This window comes from Corynebacterium sp. HMSC074E01 (assembly GCF_001808885.1).
Lineage (GTDB): Bacteria > Actinomycetota > Actinomycetes > Mycobacteriales > Mycobacteriaceae > Corynebacterium.
In genome coordinates this window covers 52,601-69,133 of record NZ_KV794845.1, presented here as the reverse complement: position 1 = coordinate 69,133, position 16,533 = coordinate 52,601, and the positions used below count along the sequence as shown (strand labels likewise).

At 62.4% G+C, this 16,533-nt stretch carries 18 protein-coding genes and 1 riboswitch; of the genes, 9 read left to right on the top strand and 9 right to left on the bottom strand.

What is annotated here, in order from left to right; all coding sequences use genetic code 11:
* The first annotated feature begins 149 nt into the window (after window positions 1-149).
* From HMPREF2537_RS05215 to HMPREF2537_RS05190, 6 genes are all read left to right on the top strand, one after another.
* Window positions 150-1,832, top strand: a complete 1,683-nt coding sequence (locus HMPREF2537_RS05215) for a bifunctional uroporphyrinogen-III C-methyltransferase/uroporphyrinogen-III synthase (protein ID WP_070526107.1) — start codon at window positions 150-152, stop codon at window positions 1,830-1,832.
* A gap of 85 nt (window positions 1,833-1,917) precedes the next feature.
* Window positions 1,918-2,895 carry a porphobilinogen synthase gene (gene hemB, locus HMPREF2537_RS05210; RefSeq protein WP_070526104.1) on the top strand — a complete coding sequence of 326 codons (978 nt, stop codon included), beginning with the start codon at window positions 1,918-1,920 and terminating at the stop codon, window positions 2,893-2,895.
* Between the two features lie 10 nt (window positions 2,896-2,905).
* Window positions 2,906-3,604 (top strand): MFS transporter, encoded by a 699-nt coding sequence (locus HMPREF2537_RS05205; protein ID WP_070526102.1) that lies wholly within the window; start codon window positions 2,906-2,908, stop codon window positions 3,602-3,604.
* The gene (locus HMPREF2537_RS05200) at window positions 3,601-4,098 is read left to right on the top strand and encodes a tellurium resistance protein TerC (RefSeq protein WP_070526100.1); all 498 of its coding nucleotides are present in this window, start codon (window positions 3,601-3,603) and stop codon (window positions 4,096-4,098) included. The genes HMPREF2537_RS05205 and HMPREF2537_RS05200 overlap by 4 nt, the downstream gene beginning before the upstream one ends.
* Window positions 4,099-4,136: 38 nt before the next feature.
* Window positions 4,137-5,177 (top strand): uroporphyrinogen decarboxylase, encoded by a 1,041-nt coding sequence (gene hemE, locus HMPREF2537_RS05195; protein WP_070526097.1) that lies wholly within the window; start codon window positions 4,137-4,139, stop codon window positions 5,175-5,177.
* Window positions 5,178-6,560, top strand: coding sequence for a protoporphyrinogen oxidase (locus HMPREF2537_RS05190; RefSeq protein WP_070526095.1), 1,383 nt, complete (start codon window positions 5,178-5,180; stop codon window positions 6,558-6,560).
* A gap of 194 nt (window positions 6,561-6,754) precedes the next feature.
* Here HMPREF2537_RS05190 and HMPREF2537_RS05185 read toward each other — a convergent pair whose 3' ends face one another.
* The 5 genes from HMPREF2537_RS05185 to HMPREF2537_RS05165 form a co-directional block, all read right to left on the bottom strand.
* The gene (locus HMPREF2537_RS05185) at window positions 6,755-7,009 is read right to left on the bottom strand and encodes a Txe/YoeB family addiction module toxin (RefSeq protein WP_070526092.1); all 255 of its coding nucleotides are present in this window, start codon (window positions 7,007-7,009) and stop codon (window positions 6,755-6,757) included.
* Between the two features lie 5 nt (window positions 7,010-7,014).
* Window positions 7,015-7,272 (bottom strand): type II toxin-antitoxin system Phd/YefM family antitoxin, encoded by a 258-nt coding sequence (locus tag HMPREF2537_RS05180; protein ID WP_070526090.1) that lies wholly within the window; start codon window positions 7,270-7,272, stop codon window positions 7,015-7,017.
* A gap of 68 nt (window positions 7,273-7,340) precedes the next feature.
* Window positions 7,341-8,852 (bottom strand): ATP-binding cassette domain-containing protein, encoded by a 1,512-nt coding sequence (locus HMPREF2537_RS05175; RefSeq protein ID WP_070526088.1) that lies wholly within the window; start codon window positions 8,850-8,852, stop codon window positions 7,341-7,343.
* Window positions 8,853-8,937: 85 nt separating this feature from the next.
* Window positions 8,938-9,954 carry an ABC transporter permease gene (locus HMPREF2537_RS05170; RefSeq protein ID WP_070526085.1) on the bottom strand — a complete coding sequence of 339 codons (1,017 nt, stop codon included), beginning with the start codon at window positions 9,952-9,954 and terminating at the stop codon, window positions 8,938-8,940.
* On the bottom strand, window positions 9,954-10,532 hold the full coding sequence (locus tag HMPREF2537_RS05165) for an ABC transporter ATP-binding protein (RefSeq protein WP_070526083.1): 579 nt from the start codon (window positions 10,530-10,532) through the stop codon (window positions 9,954-9,956). Before HMPREF2537_RS05165 ends, HMPREF2537_RS05170 begins: the two co-directional genes overlap by 1 nt.
* Before the next feature lie 219 nt (window positions 10,533-10,751).
* Here HMPREF2537_RS05165 and HMPREF2537_RS05160 point away from each other — a divergent pair, with 219 nt between their 5' ends.
* Both HMPREF2537_RS05160 and HMPREF2537_RS05155 read left to right on the top strand, forming a co-directional pair.
* Window positions 10,752-10,889 (top strand): antitoxin VbhA family protein, encoded by a 138-nt coding sequence (locus HMPREF2537_RS05160; protein WP_246820249.1) that lies wholly within the window; start codon window positions 10,752-10,754, stop codon window positions 10,887-10,889.
* 20 nt (window positions 10,890-10,909) lie between these two features.
* Window positions 10,910-11,542, top strand: a complete 633-nt coding sequence (locus tag HMPREF2537_RS05155) for a Fic/DOC family protein (protein ID WP_210383622.1) — start codon at window positions 10,910-10,912, stop codon at window positions 11,540-11,542.
* Window positions 11,543-11,565: 23 nt separating this feature from the next.
* Here the strand turns inward: HMPREF2537_RS05155 and HMPREF2537_RS05150 are convergent, their stop codons facing one another.
* Window positions 11,566-12,405 (bottom strand): NAD(P)-dependent oxidoreductase, encoded by an 840-nt coding sequence (locus HMPREF2537_RS05150; protein WP_070526078.1) that lies wholly within the window; start codon window positions 12,403-12,405, stop codon window positions 11,566-11,568.
* Between the two features lie 25 nt (window positions 12,406-12,430).
* Window positions 12,431-12,501, top strand: a riboswitch (guanidine-III (ykkC-III) riboswitch).
* Between the two features lie 11 nt (window positions 12,502-12,512).
* Here HMPREF2537_RS05150 and HMPREF2537_RS05145 point away from each other — a divergent pair.
* Window positions 12,513-12,827: a DMT family transporter gene (locus tag HMPREF2537_RS05145; protein WP_070447941.1), complete on the top strand. Its 315-nt coding sequence runs from the start codon at window positions 12,513-12,515 to the stop codon at window positions 12,825-12,827.
* A gap of 33 nt (window positions 12,828-12,860) precedes the next feature.
* Here HMPREF2537_RS05145 and HMPREF2537_RS05140 read toward each other — a convergent pair whose 3' ends face one another.
* Genes HMPREF2537_RS05140 through HMPREF2537_RS05130 form a run of 3 tightly spaced genes read right to left on the bottom strand, consistent with a single transcriptional unit; the run spans window position 12,861 to window position 16,434 of the window.
* Window positions 12,861-14,156, bottom strand: coding sequence for an ABC transporter permease (locus HMPREF2537_RS05140; RefSeq protein ID WP_070526076.1), 1,296 nt, complete (start codon window positions 14,154-14,156; stop codon window positions 12,861-12,863).
* Window positions 14,153-14,827 carry an ABC transporter ATP-binding protein gene (locus HMPREF2537_RS05135; protein ID WP_070526074.1) on the bottom strand — a complete coding sequence of 225 codons (675 nt, stop codon included), beginning with the start codon at window positions 14,825-14,827 and terminating at the stop codon, window positions 14,153-14,155. Before HMPREF2537_RS05135 ends, HMPREF2537_RS05140 begins: the two co-directional genes overlap by 4 nt.
* Window positions 14,824-16,434, bottom strand: a complete 1,611-nt coding sequence (locus HMPREF2537_RS05130; RefSeq protein WP_070526072.1) for a permuted SH3 domain-containing protein — start codon at window positions 16,432-16,434, stop codon at window positions 14,824-14,826. The genes HMPREF2537_RS05135 and HMPREF2537_RS05130 overlap by 4 nt, the downstream gene beginning before the upstream one ends.
* Window positions 16,435-16,533: the final 99 nt, after the last annotated feature.

The window sequence follows — 16,533 nt, the reverse complement described above, 5'->3', positions numbered from 1 at the left end:
TCCTTTAGTGTGTATCTAGCACACGATCATTGAGAGCAATGATTTAGGCCCCCTTAACTCGCGAGTGAGGGGCTTTCTTGTCTCCACTCCCGCGCCTGCCACGCTTCGGCGCCGGGGCACTCGGAACCCACAAACTAGAAAAGAACCTTATGAGCAATGCCGTGCCGGATACCCAGCCTGAGCTGGGTAAGTCTGATCTGGGCAAAGTCGTTTTCGTCGGCGCTGGCCCAGGCAACCCCGACCTGCTGACCGTTCGCGCCCGCGAGGTTCTGGAGACGACCGCCAACGTCGTCACCGACTCAGGGGTCTCGCAGGGCGTGCGCGACATGGTGGCGCAGCAGGTGCCGGTTCCGCAGGAGCTTCTCGACGCCGCCGAAGAAGAGTACGAGCGCATTTGCGCCGCCGCCAAGGAAGCGGGCGCGCGCCGCAAGCCGCCGCGCCCGGCACCGCCGACGGCAGCGGTCTTTGAGGAGGTCGAGGGGGACGTCGTCAAGCAACTGCGTAACGCGCTCGAGCGCGCCGAGGGGCATGACGTGATCCGTCTGGTGACCGGTAACCCGCTCAACCGTGAGTCCATCAAGGCGGAGATCACCGCCGTGGCCAATGCGGGCATGGAATTCCAGGTGGTCCCGGGTATGTCTCTGCCTTCGACGGTTCCCTCCTTCGCAGGCATTGCTCTCGGTGCGACCTATACTGAGGCCGACATCACGGAAGGCGCGGACTGGGATGCGCTGGCCACCGCGACGCAGCCGCTGGTTTTGCAGGCTACGGCAGATGACCTGCCGGTTATTTCCGCCGAGCTGGTGGAGCGCGGGATGCCCGCGGAGACGGAAGCATACGTCACCGTCCACGGCACCACGCGCCTGCAGCGCACCCACGAAACCACGCTGGGAACACTCGGCAAGCTCGATGCTGAGCTGCCGGGCGAGCTCGTGGTGACGCTGGGGCGCAGCTTTGATGATCGCTCGAAGTACTCCTGGTGGGAGAACCGTTCGCTCTATGGTTGGCGCGTGCTGGTGCCGCGCACGAAGGAGCAGGCCGCAGCGATGAGCGCCCGACTGGCTGGCCACGGCGCCATCCCGCAGTCGGTGCCCACTATCTCCGTGGAGCCGCCGCGCAACCCGGCGCAGATGGATCGCGCCATCAAGGGTATTGTCGAGGGCCGCTACAAGTGGGTCGTGTTCACCTCCGTCAATGCGGTGAGCGCGGTGTGGAAGAAGATCGCGGAACTCGGCCTCGATGCCCGCGACTTCGCCGGCGTGCACCTCGCTGCGGTGGGGCAGAAGACCGCCGATGCTATTCGCGCCAAAGGCATGGTCCCGGAGCTTTTGCCGCCGGCGACGAAGCAGAACGCCGAGGGCCTCGTGGAGGTCTTCCCCAACTACGTTGAGGATATCGACGCCGTGGGGCGTGTACTGCTGCCGCGCGCCGATATCGCCGGCGAGGCGCTGGTGACTGGCCTGCTGGACTTGGGCTGGGAAGTCGATGATGTCGTGGCCTACCGCACCGTCCGTGCGGCCCCGCCGGCCGCGGAGATCCGCGACATGATCAAGACTGGCGGCTTCGACGCCGTTGCCTTTACCTCGCCGTCGACGGTGCGCAACCTCGTCGGCATTGCGGGCAAGCCGCATGCCCGCACCATCATCGCCTGCATTGGCCCCTCCACCAAGGCGGCGGCTGAGGAGGTGGGCCTGCGCGTGGACGTGGTCCCGGAGGTCGCGGATGTGCCGATGCTTGTCGACGCCCTCGCTGACCACGTCGCAGCCCTGCGTGCTGCCGGCAACCTGCCAGCTCCGCGCAAGAAGCGCCGCTCGCGCAAGAAGACGGCGTAGACCGCTTCTGGGCGGGCAGGTAAGGGGCGACTAGAGTCGGGAAGGTAGTTCAATTTTCTCGTAGCTCAAAGGAGAGTTTTTACTCATGAGCATTGCTCGCCGCCCCCGCCGCCTACGTCAGAACCCGGCTTTTCGGGATTTGGTTGCGGAAACGTCGCTGCGCCCCTCCGACCTCATCCTCCCGATGTTCGTGGTCGACGGTCTGAACGAACCCCGTGACATCCCCTCCATGCCGGGCGTGCAGCAGCACAGCCTGGATTCCCTCAAGCGTGCCGCACACGAGGCCCTTGATGCGGGCGTGACCTGCGTTGACCTCTTCGGCGTGCCGCGTGAGGAAGACAAGGACGCGACCGGCTCCGTGGCCTGGGACCCACAGGGCGTCCTCAACGTGGCGATTGCGGAGCTGCGCCAGGAATTCGGCGATGACCTCATTGTCATGGCGGATACCTGCCTCGATGAGTTCACCTCCCACGGCCACTGCGGCGTGGTCGATGACCAGGGCCGCGTGCTCAACGATGAAACCGTGGCGCTTTACCAGGATATGGCCCGCTCCCAGGCCCGCGCTGGTGCGCACATGGTCAGCCCCTCCGGCATGATGGATGGACAGATTGCCGCCATCCGTGAGGCTCTCGATGAGGCCGGCCACGAGGATGTTGCGATCATGGCCTACTCGGCCAAGTATGCCTCGGCCTTCTTCGGCCCCTTCCGCGATGCCGTGGGTTCCTCCCTGGAGGGTGACCGCCGCACCTACCAGCAGGACCCGCGTAACTTCCGCGAGTCCATGCTGGAAGTGGACCTGGACATCGAGGAAGGCGCGGACATCGTCATGGTCAAGCCTGGCTTGCCGTACCTCGACGTGCTGGCCGGTGCCGTCGAGCGCTCCTCCGTGCCGGTGGCTGTTTACCAGGTCTCCGGCGAGTACGCGATGATTCAGGCCGCTTCCCAGAACGGGTGGATCGATGGCGAGGCCGTTATGCTGGAGTCCTTGACCGCGTTCAAGCGCGCGGGAGCGGATCAGATCCTGACCTACTTCGCCACGGACGCCGCCCGCTTGCTCAAGTAAAAGGAGAATCGTGACGTTCAGCCCGAACACGGCTTCGTCGGCGCCGAAGCCGACGGGGCAGAATAAGGAGCCGGATAAGGAGCAGACCAAGCGCACCGAAGCCGTCTCCCTCATGCTCAAAGTGTGGACCGTTGCCTTGGTGCTCGAGGTGGTGCACCTAGTCTTGAGCATCGTGCTGACCCTGCTGAATAGGGAGGAACTCTTTGCCCAGGCCCGCAAGACCGCGGAGTCTGCGGCGGAGAAATCCGGGCAGGACGTGAGCGATGCCCTCGTACAACTCGTGGGCTATGGCTCGGTGGCCTTCAGCTCGCTGATTTCACTCGCCATCGTGGTGCTGCTGGGCATCATGCTGGGCTTTATCCACAAGAACTCCAAGGCAGCCGGTACTGGCCGGCGCCTGTGGTTCGCCTTCTCCCTCTACTTTGCCCTCCGCGTACTCATCGTCTTCATCAGCAGCCCCGCCGGGGCGAGCGCGCCGGATTGGCTCTTCCTGCTCGACGGTGCCGTGCAGATCCTCGTCGGCGTGGCGGCCGTCATGGGCTTGATGTTCTCCACCAAGGAAGAGGTACTCGAGTACACCGGCGAGATGGAGCAGCTGCGCCAGATGCGGAAAGAGATGGAGGAGCAGCGCCGCCAGGAAAACCTGGAGGAGCGCGAGAAGAAGAGCAAGGACCGGGAGAAAGAAGACAACAAGGACGGCAAGCGATGAGCGAGCGCCCCGGCCCCGCGGACTATAACCGCCGCCCACGCCGCCCCAAGAAGCAGGGGGAGCAGGATTCTTCCACCTGGCCTTCCCAGCTGCGCATTGCCTATTGGGTCTGCGTAGTTGCCGCAGTTGTCATGCTCACCGCCGGGATGGTGGGGCTCTTTGGTTCCTATACATCGGTGACGAACACCCAACTCAGCCCGGAACAAGTGGACTATATCCGCTTCAACACACGTTTCGCGGCCATCTCCAACGTGGTGGGCGCCGTCGTCATTGCGGCGTGCTCCGCGCAGTTGGCAAGCGGCTCGATATGGGCGCGCCGCATCATCACCGCGGTGTCTGCCTACATCATGTTCGTCAGCATTGCGGCGCTGATCGCGGGCGTGGGCGGGTTGCTCTTGTTGCTCATTCCCATGGTGCTCATGGTGGCCATCTACTTCCTCTTTCACCCGGTTTCGACGGCTTTCATTAAGGCCCGCCGCGCCCACAACTCCTGATTGGCGCCTACTCCAACTTTTGATTCATAATGGACGGTATGTCTCGACTGTCTGATGCGCCGCTGATTGCTGCCGCTACTGGCCACACGCCCTCCCGCCCGCCCGTCTGGTTCATGCGCCAGGCAGGGCGCTCTTTGCCGGAGTACCGCAAGGTGCGCGAGGGAATTAGCATGCTGGATTCCTGTTTCATGCCGGAGCTCCTCGCGGAGATTACCCTGCAGCCGGTGCGCCGCCACGATGTTGATGGCGCCATCCTGTTCAGCGATATCGTTGTCCCGCTCAAGGCCGCGGGCGTCGGTGTGGAGATCGTCCCCGGCCGCGGTCCCGTCATGGATGCGCCCGTGCGCACCACGGAGGACGTGGCCAACCTGCCTATCCTCGACGTCGATGTGCCCGAGGTACGCCAAGGCATTGAGATTATTCTGAGCGAGCTCACCGACAAGCAGGCCCTCATCGGTTTCGTCGGCGCGCCCTTCACCTTGGCCAGCTACCTCATTGAGGGCGGACCGTCGAAGAACCACGAGCGCACCAAGGCCCTGATGCATTCCGATCCGGAAACCTGGCACAACCTCATGAAGCGCCTCACCCCGACGATTATCTCCTTCCTGGAACTCCAGCTGGATGCCGGCATCGACGCGATGCAGCTCTTCGATTCCTGGGCGGGCTACCTCAACGAGCGCGATTACCGCGAGTTCGTGCTGCCCTATTCGGAGCAAATCCTCAAGGTCGCTGAAGGCCGCGTGCCGCGCATCCACTTCGGTGTGGGGACCGGCGAGCTGCTCGGCGCGATGTCTGAAGCTGGCTCTGAGGTCATGGGCGTGGACTATCGCGTGAGCATGAATGCCGCCGCGGCCCGCGTCAACGCGGACATCCTGCAAGGCAACCTAGACCCGGCTCTGCTGTTTGCCGGCGAGGATGCGGTGCGCAAGGAAGTACGCGCCATCAAGGCAGAAGTAGATGCCGCCCGCGCGGCAGGCAACCTGCATGGACACATCTGGAATCTCGGCCACGGCGTGCTGCCGACCACGGAGGCGGAGGCTGTTACGCGCGCCGTCGCCATCATCCACGAGGAGGGCTAAATGAAGATCGCAATCATCGGTGCGGGCCTGGCAGGCCTCACCGCAGCGTGGGAATTCAAGCAGAACACTGAGGACACCCACGAGGTCTACGTTTTCGAGGCGGCCGATCGCATCGGCGGCAAGCTGCACACCGTGGCTTTCAACGGCGGCCCTACTGACATGGGCGCGGAGGCCTTCATCCGCCGCCGCCAAGACGCCGTGGATTTCTTCACGGAGCTCGGCCTGCAGGATTCCTTTGTGGAACCCAATTCGCAACTGCGCCCGCGCGTGTACACCGGCGGCGCGCTGCACTTCCTGCCGCAGGGCGGGGTCATGGGCATCCCGTCGGAGCCGCAGGACTTCTTCTCCGCGACGACCAACGAGCGCATCACCAACGAACAGCCCTTCGAGTGGGAAATCGGCGGGGACGTCTCCGTGGGCCAGCTCGTGCGCCAGCAATATGGTGATGACGTAGTGGACCACGTGGTCTCCGCGCTGCTCGGCGGTGTCTACTCCTGCTCGGCCGATGACCTGGGCCTGCGTGCCACGGTTCCGCACCTGGCAGCCACGCTGGACTCCCTGGCGAAGGACGGCCCCGTCACGCTGTCGGCCGCAATCAAGCAGATCGAGTCCGGCCGCAGCCCGGCCGAGGGCTCCGTCTTCGGCACCTTTAAGGGCGGCTATGCCGAGCTTTACGAAGCTCTGGCTGAGAAGTCCGGCGCGCAGATCCACCTGGACACCTTCGTCTCTGGCGTGACGCGCAAGGGTGATGCCTTCGAGGTCAAGGGCGCGCCGGGGGATATCGGTCCCTTCGACCGCGTGCTCTTTGCCACCCCGGCACCCACCACCGCGCGCCTGCTCAAGGCCGTGGCCCCGGAGGCCGCCCAGGAGTTATCTTCTGTCCAGCTGGCCTCCTCTGTGGTCGTCGGCTTCAACTTCGCCTCTGCCACGGATCCGGAGGGCAACTCCCTTCCGGAGGCCACCGGCATCCTCGTTGCTTCGGACGAGCCGGACGTGCGCGCCAAGGCCTTCACGCTCTCCTCCAACAAGTGGCCGCACCTGGCAGAGCGCGAGGGCTTCCTCGTGCGCGCCTCCTTCGGCCGCTTCGGCGATGACTCCCTCGTGCGTGCGGAGGAGGATGACCTGGTGGACTATGCCCTCGATGACCTGCAGAAGATCACCGGCTTCGACGGCCGCGCCGCCGGTGTGGAGGAGATCTACACGCAGCGCTGGTTCGGCGGCATCCCCCGCTATGACGACAAGCACCTGGCCACTGTTGCCGCGGTCCGCGCCAAGCTTGCCGACGTCCCCGGTATCGTCACCGCCGGCGCCTGGGCTGATGGAGTCGGTGTGCCCGCCGTTATTGCCGGTGCCCGCGCTGCCGCGCAGGCGCTCGTCAGCTAGCTCGCTGTCGGCGCCTGCTTTTTAGCACCTCACAAAGGGCGCCCCGCAAAAGGCGTCTGATAAAAGGTATCTTTGGGTGTAAAAACGCCATCTGCAATGCGCAAAAGGCGTTTTTGGCCGTGAAAACGCCTTATGACTGATGCCTTTTGTCAGATGCCTTTTTGGGCAGAGGCGATAGGGGAAGTTGACGCTAGTTAGTAGTGGTATCTGCACCCAGCAATCTCGATGGTCGCGCCCTTAATGCGATAGATCAGTCGGTGCTCTTCCGTAATTCGCCGAGACCAGAACCCGGCTAACTCGAACTTGAGTGGTTCGGGTTTTCCTATCCCTTCATTGCCGTTTCGTGCAATGTCTTTAATGAGGCTATTGATTCTCTTGAGGATCTTCTTGTCGTGAGCTTGCCACCAGAGGTAGTCCTCCCATGCTTCCTCTGTCCACGAAAGAATCATGAAGCTTAGTCTTCCTCAATGAGTTCGTGCTCCGTTGCTTCCCCGGCGTTGAGGCTCTCGATGGAGTCAAGCAGGCGCTGGGCATTGCGAGGGGAACGCAGAAGGTATGCGGTTTCGCGAAGAGAGTTGTAGTCATCTAAGGAAACGATGACTGCAGACTCATGACCATTGCGAGTGATGATGACTTCTTCGCGGTCATCAACGACCGACTGTAGGACCTCCGCGTATCTTGCTCGCGATTCCGAGTAGGACATGGTTTTCATAAGCTATCTCCCTTCTTGTACAAGAAACTGTACAACGAAAAGAGGGTGAGTGCTAGAGAGGTTTCAGTTTATGGGGCCACGTGAACGGTGCGCGTCAGATCGAGCTGCTGGCATACATGCTCATCGTGGCTGACCAAGATGAATGCCCCGCGGTAGCTCGTGAGCACCTCAATCAGCCAATCAGTGGTGGGGATATCGAGGTTGCTGGTTGGTTCGTCGAGAAGCAGAAAGCGCGGGGCTGGGTCGCTGAGCAGGACGCGGGCGATTTCGACGCGGAAGCGCTCGCCACCAGAAAGCTGGCCCACGGGCTGATGGATCTTGTCGTTGATAAAGAGCATCTGGGCCAGCTGGTCGCGCAGGAACTGCGGGTCCGCGTTGGGATTGGCCTCCCGCACGATGTCGAGCACCGACTTCTCTGCGGGCAAGACGATGCGTTGGCGGATGTACCCGCAGGGCAGCGCGTACTCGACGTCGCCGCGGGCGATGCGGTTGAGGAAGGTGGTCTTGCCGCTGCCGTTGGGCCCGGCGAGGCGAACCCGTTCGGGGCCAGTAATGCTGAGCAGATCGCTGACCAGCACGCGGGTGCCCGCGGGCAGCTCAGTGCCGGGGAGATCGATGTGGACATGGGCGTCGTCGCGAAGCGCGCGCTGTGCCTTGTCATGCGCCGACTGGGCGGCAGCCACTGCATCGTTGGCCTGTTGAGAACGCCCAGCGGCCGAGCGCTCGGAACGGTTCTTGTCCAAGCCCATGGCCATGCCGGGTTTGCGCTTCGAGGCGGCGAAGTTCTTGCCGCGGCGGGCATCGCGCGCAATGCGGGTCTGCATGGCGGCGCGCTCGCGGATCTGTTTGCGGTGCTCAGCCTTGGTTTCCCTGACCTTGGCCTGCGCGGAATCCTGCTCGGCATCAATCGCTGCGCGGTAGGAGGAGTAGTTTCCCTCGAACTCGCGAAGAGTGCCGTGGTAGAGTTCCGCGATGCTATCCGCGTGCGCGAGGAGCTCGCGGTCGTGTGAGACGACGAGAACCGGCATCGGCGCGGTGCGAATGAGCTCGAGCAAGCGTTGACGTGAATCGGAGTCCAGGTTGTTGGTGGGCTCGTCGAGGATCAGGAAATCCGGCTTGCGGAAGAAGGCGGCGGTCAGCGCCACAGTCACGGCTTCACCACCCGACAATGTGCCGATAGTGCGATCCAGCGGGAAGGGGATACCCGCAGCGTCGAGAGCTGCTTCAATACGCTCTGCTAAATCCCACTGCTCACCAACAGTGGTGGCGAGCTCTTCCGAGTATTCGCCAGCCTCAATGCGGGCAATGGCGCTGAGGATCTCTGTTGCGCCAAAGACATTGGCGATGGTGTCAGACGTGTGGAGGCCTAAATCCTGGTCGACATAGAGGACTGAACCCGCGGATACCGTGCCCGAAGTCGGGGCAATGAGACCAGCAAGGACCTTGGCCAGCGTTGATTTTCCGGAACCATTCGCACCCACCAAGCCCGTGAAGCGGGAAGAAAACGTTCCGGTGAGGTCCGTGAAACATGGGGTGCCGTCGGGCCAGGTGACGGTGAGATGAGAAAAAGAAATAGGCATGAAGAAATCCACCTTCGAGTAAGTCGCGTAAAAAGTGTGACGTCGAATTAGGAAAAAATCTTCATGCCCGAAAGACTAGCCCCGGTTAATACCCCAGCGCAAGGGCCGCCACGCCAAGGCCGAGAGCGCCGCGGGCAATGTAGTGCAGCACCTCGGGGGAGAAGGAGACACCGAAGCCGCCGCTGTCCAGCATGGACATGCTGTCCACCCGTGCCGGGCGGGAGCGCTTAAACGACGCCCAGCTAAGGCCGGCGATGATGAGCGCCACTGCGATGGCAGAGAGCTTCCACACCAAGAGGAGGACACCGGCGCCAAGGAACGCCGTGCCCACAGAAGCGATAAGAGGAAGGCCCCAGTCGGGCCATGCATCGTCGCTGACGCGGCCGAAGGAGGCGGCGCGCCCAACCGCCGCGCCGACGATGCTCCACGCGGACATGAATCCGACGATAGCCAGCGCCCCGAGCTGTGGGGCAAACCCCAACGACAAGCCGAGGACCGCGAGCGCACCGACGCCGATGTACCACCGTCGTCCCAGACGACGGAAGAAGAGACCCATCAACGTGGAGGGCGCATGGGCACGACGAGGAATCCAGGCGGACTGGCTCGCAATGGCATCGGAGGTGACCTCCGAATCAAGCAGGCCAAGACCAGATCCACCGACCAGGCGCGTGCGCCCAGCGCTGAGAAGCGAAGCCAGCGTGAACGAGCGCCACCCCACGACAAAACGCAGGGCTGGGACTGCCAGCGCGAACCACGGGGATAGCCCGGTGGACACGCAGATGCCGAGGCCCAAGGCCCCGAACCCGATCAGCTGCGCCCACGTGATCCAGTCCGTGCCGCGGAGCCGGCCGCGCGGGCGGTCAACGTACACCCAACGCTCCCGGGATAGCGCCCGTAGGGGATAAAGAATCTCGGCGAACACGATGAGAGCGAGCAGTCCCACGATGCCGGCAATAGGAGCGACACCAGTCAGAGTGATACGCGCCGGGATGATAGGCAGGACTGCGTCGACTTCTTGCCAGACTGTATAACCGAAGCCGATGACGATACCGGCGAGGATGAGATACCAGATGCCATCACCTAGCCGGGATAGCGTGCGCATCACAGCTGCACCACCTCGTCGCAGGCCTGGGTGATGGTGTCGGAATGCGCGGCCACGACGATGCAGCGATTCTCCTCGTCGGCTAGGTAGCGCAATTCGCTTGCGAGGAACTCGGTCCAGGTGGCGTCGAGGTGGCGCTCGGGCTCGTCGATAAGCACTGCACGTGCCGGCTGGTACAGCTGTGCTGCCAGAAAGACGCGCTGGCGTTGGCCCGAGGACAGGCGCGAGGCGGGGTGCGGAAGGAGAGGCTCAAGCGCCCAGAGCTCGCAGAGCTTGGCGACGTCCACCCCTGCCGCTTTTCCTATCAAGTCCAAGTGCTCGCCCACAGTAAGGTCGGGAAGGAAAACCGGCTCGGCCACCGTAATCACAGCACCCGGCTGCTCCTTTGTACCGACGGGATAGCCGTCGCACTCCACTGCGCCTTCGAGAGGCGCAAGTTCACCGCCGAGCGTGGCTAGCACCGTGGATTTACCTGAACCGTTGGGCCCGGCGAGCCCATAGATGCGGCCTGGGGTGAAGTCCTTCTCAAGATGTCCAAGGGGAGTGGAATGCCCATAATCGGCGTCGATGGAAAGCATTGCTGGGCGGCGAGCTCCTTACATTGGGCGGCTAGACAATAGTTAAAACTTATTGATGAAGTTTAGCAAAATGCACGCCCTGAACGTTGTTCTCGAGATGGGAAGCGCCCTTGGGATTGGTGTTATGAGCTGCTAAAATGAGAGAAAATGTAGTTGAAAACTCGGGAGGATAACCACATGACAAGCACAGTAAGAACAGGGAAGAGCGTTGAAGATAGCGTGACGTTTGCCAAGGGGGTTTCTTTGTTGGCTGGACACGATATGGATGCGGAGCAGGAAGAGCTTGTCCGTGCCGTCGCTTCAGGAGAGATGACGGTCGACGAAGCTATCGCGAAGGCTAAGTCCCAGCTCAATTAAATTATGGGAGGAATCGGGGGATGAGACAAAAGAATTGGGATGACTACTACATTCCAGGTACGAGGACTCTACGCAACCTCTTTTTAAGTGAGGAACATCCCTTTGGGGAGCCAGACTTAGAACGACTGAATCATCTTGAAACCGTTGCCGTCAACGCTCGGATTGCTCAGCTTTGCATAGTGCCTGTGGAAGGTGCTTTTGACTACGCGCACTTCAAGGCTATACATCGACATCTGTTTCAGGATGTGTATGACTGGGCGGGGGAGGAGCGGACTGCCCCTACAGGTCAGTTCATGATTAAGGCTGGGCATGCCTACTATCCGGCGGGGCCGGAAATGACGAAGGCAGCAGAGAAGCTGTTCGCGGGGCTGGCGAAGGATGACTTTCTGCGTGGCCTAGAGATTGATGAGTTTGTGGCCAAGCTGGCGGAGCTGTGGGGCGAGCTCAATGTGGTGCACAGTTTTAGAGAAGGAAACACCCGCACACAGACGGTGTTCTTTGACGCGCTGGCTACGGCGGCAGGATACCGACTTAATGTGGAGCGGCTAGCGAGTGATAGCCGCGTGCGCGCGGAGTTTATTGCAGTGCGTTTCACAGCCAGGACACGGGGGATAACTCGCAGCTGGAGGAGGTGCTGCGCGGGCTCGTCGTAAAGCGGGGCGTCTAACTCTTGGCCCTAGCCCTTGTTGCGGAAGACGAAGATGGAGGAGAAGTCCTGGTCGCCGTGGCCCATGGCCTGCTGCTCCTCAAAGCGCTCGATGGCGGCGGCCACTGCAGGAAGTGGCTTGTTGGCGGTCATCTCCATGAGCTTGGCGTCCTTGCACAGGGCATCCACGGTGAAGTCACCCGGAGTGGTGTTGCGCTCGCCGGTGATGAACGGCCCCTTCATATTCTTCATAAAGGCCAGGCCAGTGATGTCGAGCATCTCGAGGATGACTTCGGAATCGAGGCCCTCAGACTCGCCGAGATGCAGTGCTTCCAGTACGCCCTCGGCGGTAACGGCGAGGGCTAGGTTGGCAAGGAGCTTTCCAATCGCCGCGGTGGCGGCGGATTCCACGCCGATGAGCTTGTTCTCATCGGCCCAGGACTCGGCGATGGTCATGGCGAGCTCACGGCGGTCGTCGTCAGGCGTGCCTACGTAAACACCGAGCTTGCCCTCGCGCGCTGGGCCCAGCGAGCCGACGACGGGCGCGTGGACATAAGAGTCAACCGCGGCGGCGAATTCGCGGGCGGCGTCGGGGGAGACGGTCGTGGTATCGATCCAGGTCACGCCCTCCGGGATGAGGTTGGTCTCGATGACTCGCTCACGGATGTCATCGGGGCCAAAGAGTGAGGTGATGATGACCTCTGCGCCCTCCACGGCGGCGGTGGGGGAATCGGCGAGGGTAGCGCCGCACTCAACCAGCGGCTGCGCGCGCTCGGCGGTGCGGTTCCAAACGGTGAGCTCATGGTTCTCGAGGAGGTGTCGGGCGAGCTCGGTGCCCATGCGGCCAGTACCCAGGAATGCAATCTTCATGCCGACCAGTGTGCCATTATTGTGGGCAGGCTCGCCGCGATTTATGCGAGCCCCGGACGAGGGAGCCGTACCCGGTGACGCGACAAGACGGCCAGAAAGGGCTGGCCATGTCGTGGTTCGTGTTGATTTTCTCCGGTGCCTTTGAGGCTGTGTGGGCAGCGGCGCTGGATAAGTCGGAGGGCTTTAGCCGCCTGTGGCCCTCGGTGATCTTTTTCGTTGCCTGCGCCATTTCCATGGGTGGGTTGGGCTGGGCCATGAAGTCCATCCCCGTGGGCACGGCCTATGCGGTGTGGGCCGGCGTGGGCGCGGTGGTCACCGTCATTTACTCCTTCGCCGCCGGGCACGAGGCGGCCACGGTGTGGAAGGTGCTATTCCTCGCCATGATCATTGGTGGGATTGTGGGGCTGAAGGTGGTGCACTAGGGGGCGTCGTCGTTTCACACGACGACGCGGGACCTATTCGTAGCGCAGCGCCTCAATCGGGTCCAGCTTCGCGGCCTTGCCCGCAGGGTAGTAGCCGAAGAAAAGGCCAATAGCCAGCGAGAAGAGCAGCGAGAGGATGACCGCCCACAGCGGCGGCGCCACGAGTGAGCCGATGGCGGCCGCGCCCGCCATGCCGGCGGCGGTGCCGATGGCGATGCCGATGACACCACCGATGAGGCAGACCACGATGGCCTCCGTGATGAACTGGATGCGGATATCGCGGCGGCGTGCGCCAAGCGCCTTGCGGATACCAATCTCGCGGGTGCGCTCCGTGACGGTGATGAGCATAATGTTCATCACGCCGATACCGCCGACGAGCAGCGAGATACCGCCGATGGCCGCGAGAACCAGGCTCATCGTGGTGAAGATCTGGTTCAGGGACGCGAGGTCATCGCTGAAGTCAGATACCTTCACCATGTAGTCAGGGTTGTCCTCGTAGTAGCTATCGAAGACGCGCTGCAGGTTGCTGGCTACCGCGGCCTTATCCAAATCCGGGTTGCCGCGAACGGTGACCTCGCTGAACGCGGTGCCAGCACCTGGGGAATCGGAAAGCTCGGCCTCCAGCGGGTAAGGAACGAAGGCGGTTTGGCTGGGGCCACCGCCCACCAGAGGCCCAGTTTGGGGCTCTTCAAAGACACCGATGACAGCGAGCTCAATGGGGGAGGCCTCCTGGCTTTCAAAGCTCACGTATTGGCCAATGGCGTCTTCAGGGGCGCCGAAAAGCTTGGTGGCTGTTTCCTTATCCAGCATGGCCACTGCCCGGCTGGAGTCGATATCGTCTTCGCTGAGGAAGCGCCCGGCCACGATGGAATAGGACGAGCCTGAGACATAGTCCGGGTTGGTCGGGCGGACCAGGAGGTTGGCGGTCTCCTCCCCAGACGTGCCCTCGACTACGAGGGCGCCGGAATAAGAGCTGTACTCGCCGATATTGATGCCGGCGATCTGATCTCCCAAGACCTCCTTGGCGCGGTCCAGCATGTCAGGGGTGAGCATGGAGGATTCGTCTTCGACGAAGCCGCCGCCCATGAAGGGATCATCGGCTTCTTCCTCTTCGCCCTCCTCAGGGCGCTCCTTGACCTGGACGGTGAAGTTATTGGCGCCGACCTTGTCCAAGTCCTTTTGCACGGAAGACTGCAAGGAGTGGCCGAGCGTGACGATGGCGATGACCGCGGCGATGCCAATGATGACGCCCAAGAGTGTTAGCGCCGAGCGCATCTTGTTGGTGCGCAGGCTGGTCAGCGCCATCTTGGTGGATTCAGCGAAATTCATGACAACACCCCGTCCTTCATCGTGACGGTGCGGCTGCATTCATCAGCCAATTCCGGGTTGTGGGTAATGAACAAAATGGTCTTTCCATGCGTGCGGTGCAGTTCGTGGAAGAGGTCCATGACCATGCGGCCGGTCTGCGAATCCAGCGCGCCGGTGGGCTCGTCCGCCAGCAGAATCTCCGGCTGGTTGGCCAAGGCGCGGGCCACCGCCACGCGCTGCTTCTGACCACCGGAGAGCTCATTGGGCAGGTGGTTCATGCGGTCACCCATGCCGACCATCTCCAAAAGCTCTTCCGCGCGCTGGGTGCGCTCGTGAGCCGAAACGCCCGCATAGACCATGGGCATCTCCACGTTCTTCAGCGCGGACATACGGCCGATCAAGTTGAAATTCTGGAAGATGAAACCGATTTTTTGGCCGCGGAAGGAGGCTAGTTTGTCGTCGCCAAGCGCCAGCGCATCCACGCCAGCCAGCTGGTACTCGCCGGCGGTGGGGCGGTCGAGCAAGCCGATGATGTTCATGAGCGTGGATTTGCCGGAGCCGGACTGGCCCACGACGGCCACGAACTCGCCCTCCTCCACACTGAAGTCGAGGCCTGGGATGACGGTCAGCTCGCTGTCGAGGCCCTCGTTGAAGCGTTTGACGATTCCCCGCATCTCAATGAGGCGGCTCATGCGTTCTCTTCCGCATCATCGGAGCCATCGACGGAGGCGGACATGCCGACCATGTCCTTGTGCGTATCCGCCTGGCTGATGACGGTCTCGCCTTCCTTGAGGCCGGAGGCGATGGCTGCGGAGAAATCAGATTCACTTGCGATCTTGACCTCGCGTGCCTGGATCGTGCCGTTGTCGATGACCAGGACGTTCTTCTTGCCACCTTCTTCATAGATGGCGGAGAGCGGCACGGTGATGGCGTTCTTGTCCTTCTCCGTGATGATCTTCACCTTCGTGGTGGAACCGAGGCGCAGGCCCTCGCGGTTGCCGTCGACGCGGATGTGCACGGGGAATTCGGGCTTGGTGGAACCAGATGGTTTGCCGGAGCCTCCCCCTGCGCCGGCTTCGACGTCGGGCTGCTCAGCGGTGGGGGAGATGAACGTGACCTTGCCTTTGTATTCCTTGCCGGGGCTCGACGGCGAGGTGAACGAAACTTCATCGCCGACCTTGATGCGGGCGATATCGCCCTCCTTGACCGTGGACTTCACCAACAGGGATGAATCATCCGCCACGGTGAGGATGGGGCCTTCGGCGGGCATGCCGGCCTCGCCATTGACGGCGGTGACAACGCCCGCCAACGGGGAGCGCAGGTCGGCCTGGGAGAGCCTGTACTCCAGAGGCCCATTTTCCTTGGCGTTGTTCGCGCTTGCCGACGCCGCCGATTCCACCGCATGGTTCACCGCTTGGGACTGGGAGGAAATCTGCTGTTCGATGGCCAGGTTGCTGGCTTGGAGTGCGCGTTCGGCATCGGCAACCGCTTGGTAGGAGGCGGCGGTGGCGCGCTGCTGTTCGCCCAGCTCGCGGTCGATGCCGCGGAGGACGCGGCCATAGGATTCCTCGGACTGCTTGAGCTGACGTTCAGAGTCCTGCACGGCCTCGTCGGAGTCGAGGTAGCTCAAGAAAGCGCTGGCGGTGTTGATTCCGGAGGGGTCCTCGGTGGCGGTGCCGATGGAGGCTAGTGCGGACTGGAAAGACTTGGACTCGGCATCGCGCACCCCGGAGCGCGCTTGTTCGACGGCCGCACGGGCCTCTGCAATTTCGGGGCGGTCGCCCTTGGCGGCGAGGGCATCATCGAGCTTGCGCTGCGCCTCGGCGTACTCGGTCTGCGCCGAGTTCACTGCGGACTGGGCGCTATTGACCTCCGGGTTGAGGCCTTGGTCGAGGGAATCCTGAAGCTGGCGCAGCTGGAGCTGAGCGTCCTCGATCTGGTGGACTGCCTCGAGCTTGCCTGCCTCCTGGGAGGTGCGCTGGGCTTCGAGCTCGCGCTCGGTCTCGGTGGTGTCCATGCGGCCGAGCAGCTGTTGGGCCTCGACGCGGTCACCCACCTTCGCGTCCAAGGACTGGATGGGGCCGGTCAGCGAGGTTGTCAGCGAGAGCTCGCGCTCGGCAGAAACCGTGCCGGTGGCGGAGACGGAGCTGATGAGGTCTTCTTTGGCAGTTTTCGTGACATCGGTTGCGGTGAGCTGAATATCGGAAGACCCACTGGTTAGTGCGTACATTCCACCACCGCCTGCGAGGAGAACCGCAGCGATAGCGCCAGCAGTGATGCCGAGAGCTTTCTTATTCATGAATCCCTTACTGTCAGGTTAACGCCGTCATTGAAAATCGGGTTCAGATTAACTCTCGGGCATGCTTCCTGTCATGCGCAGTGGGGGAATATAGGAGGT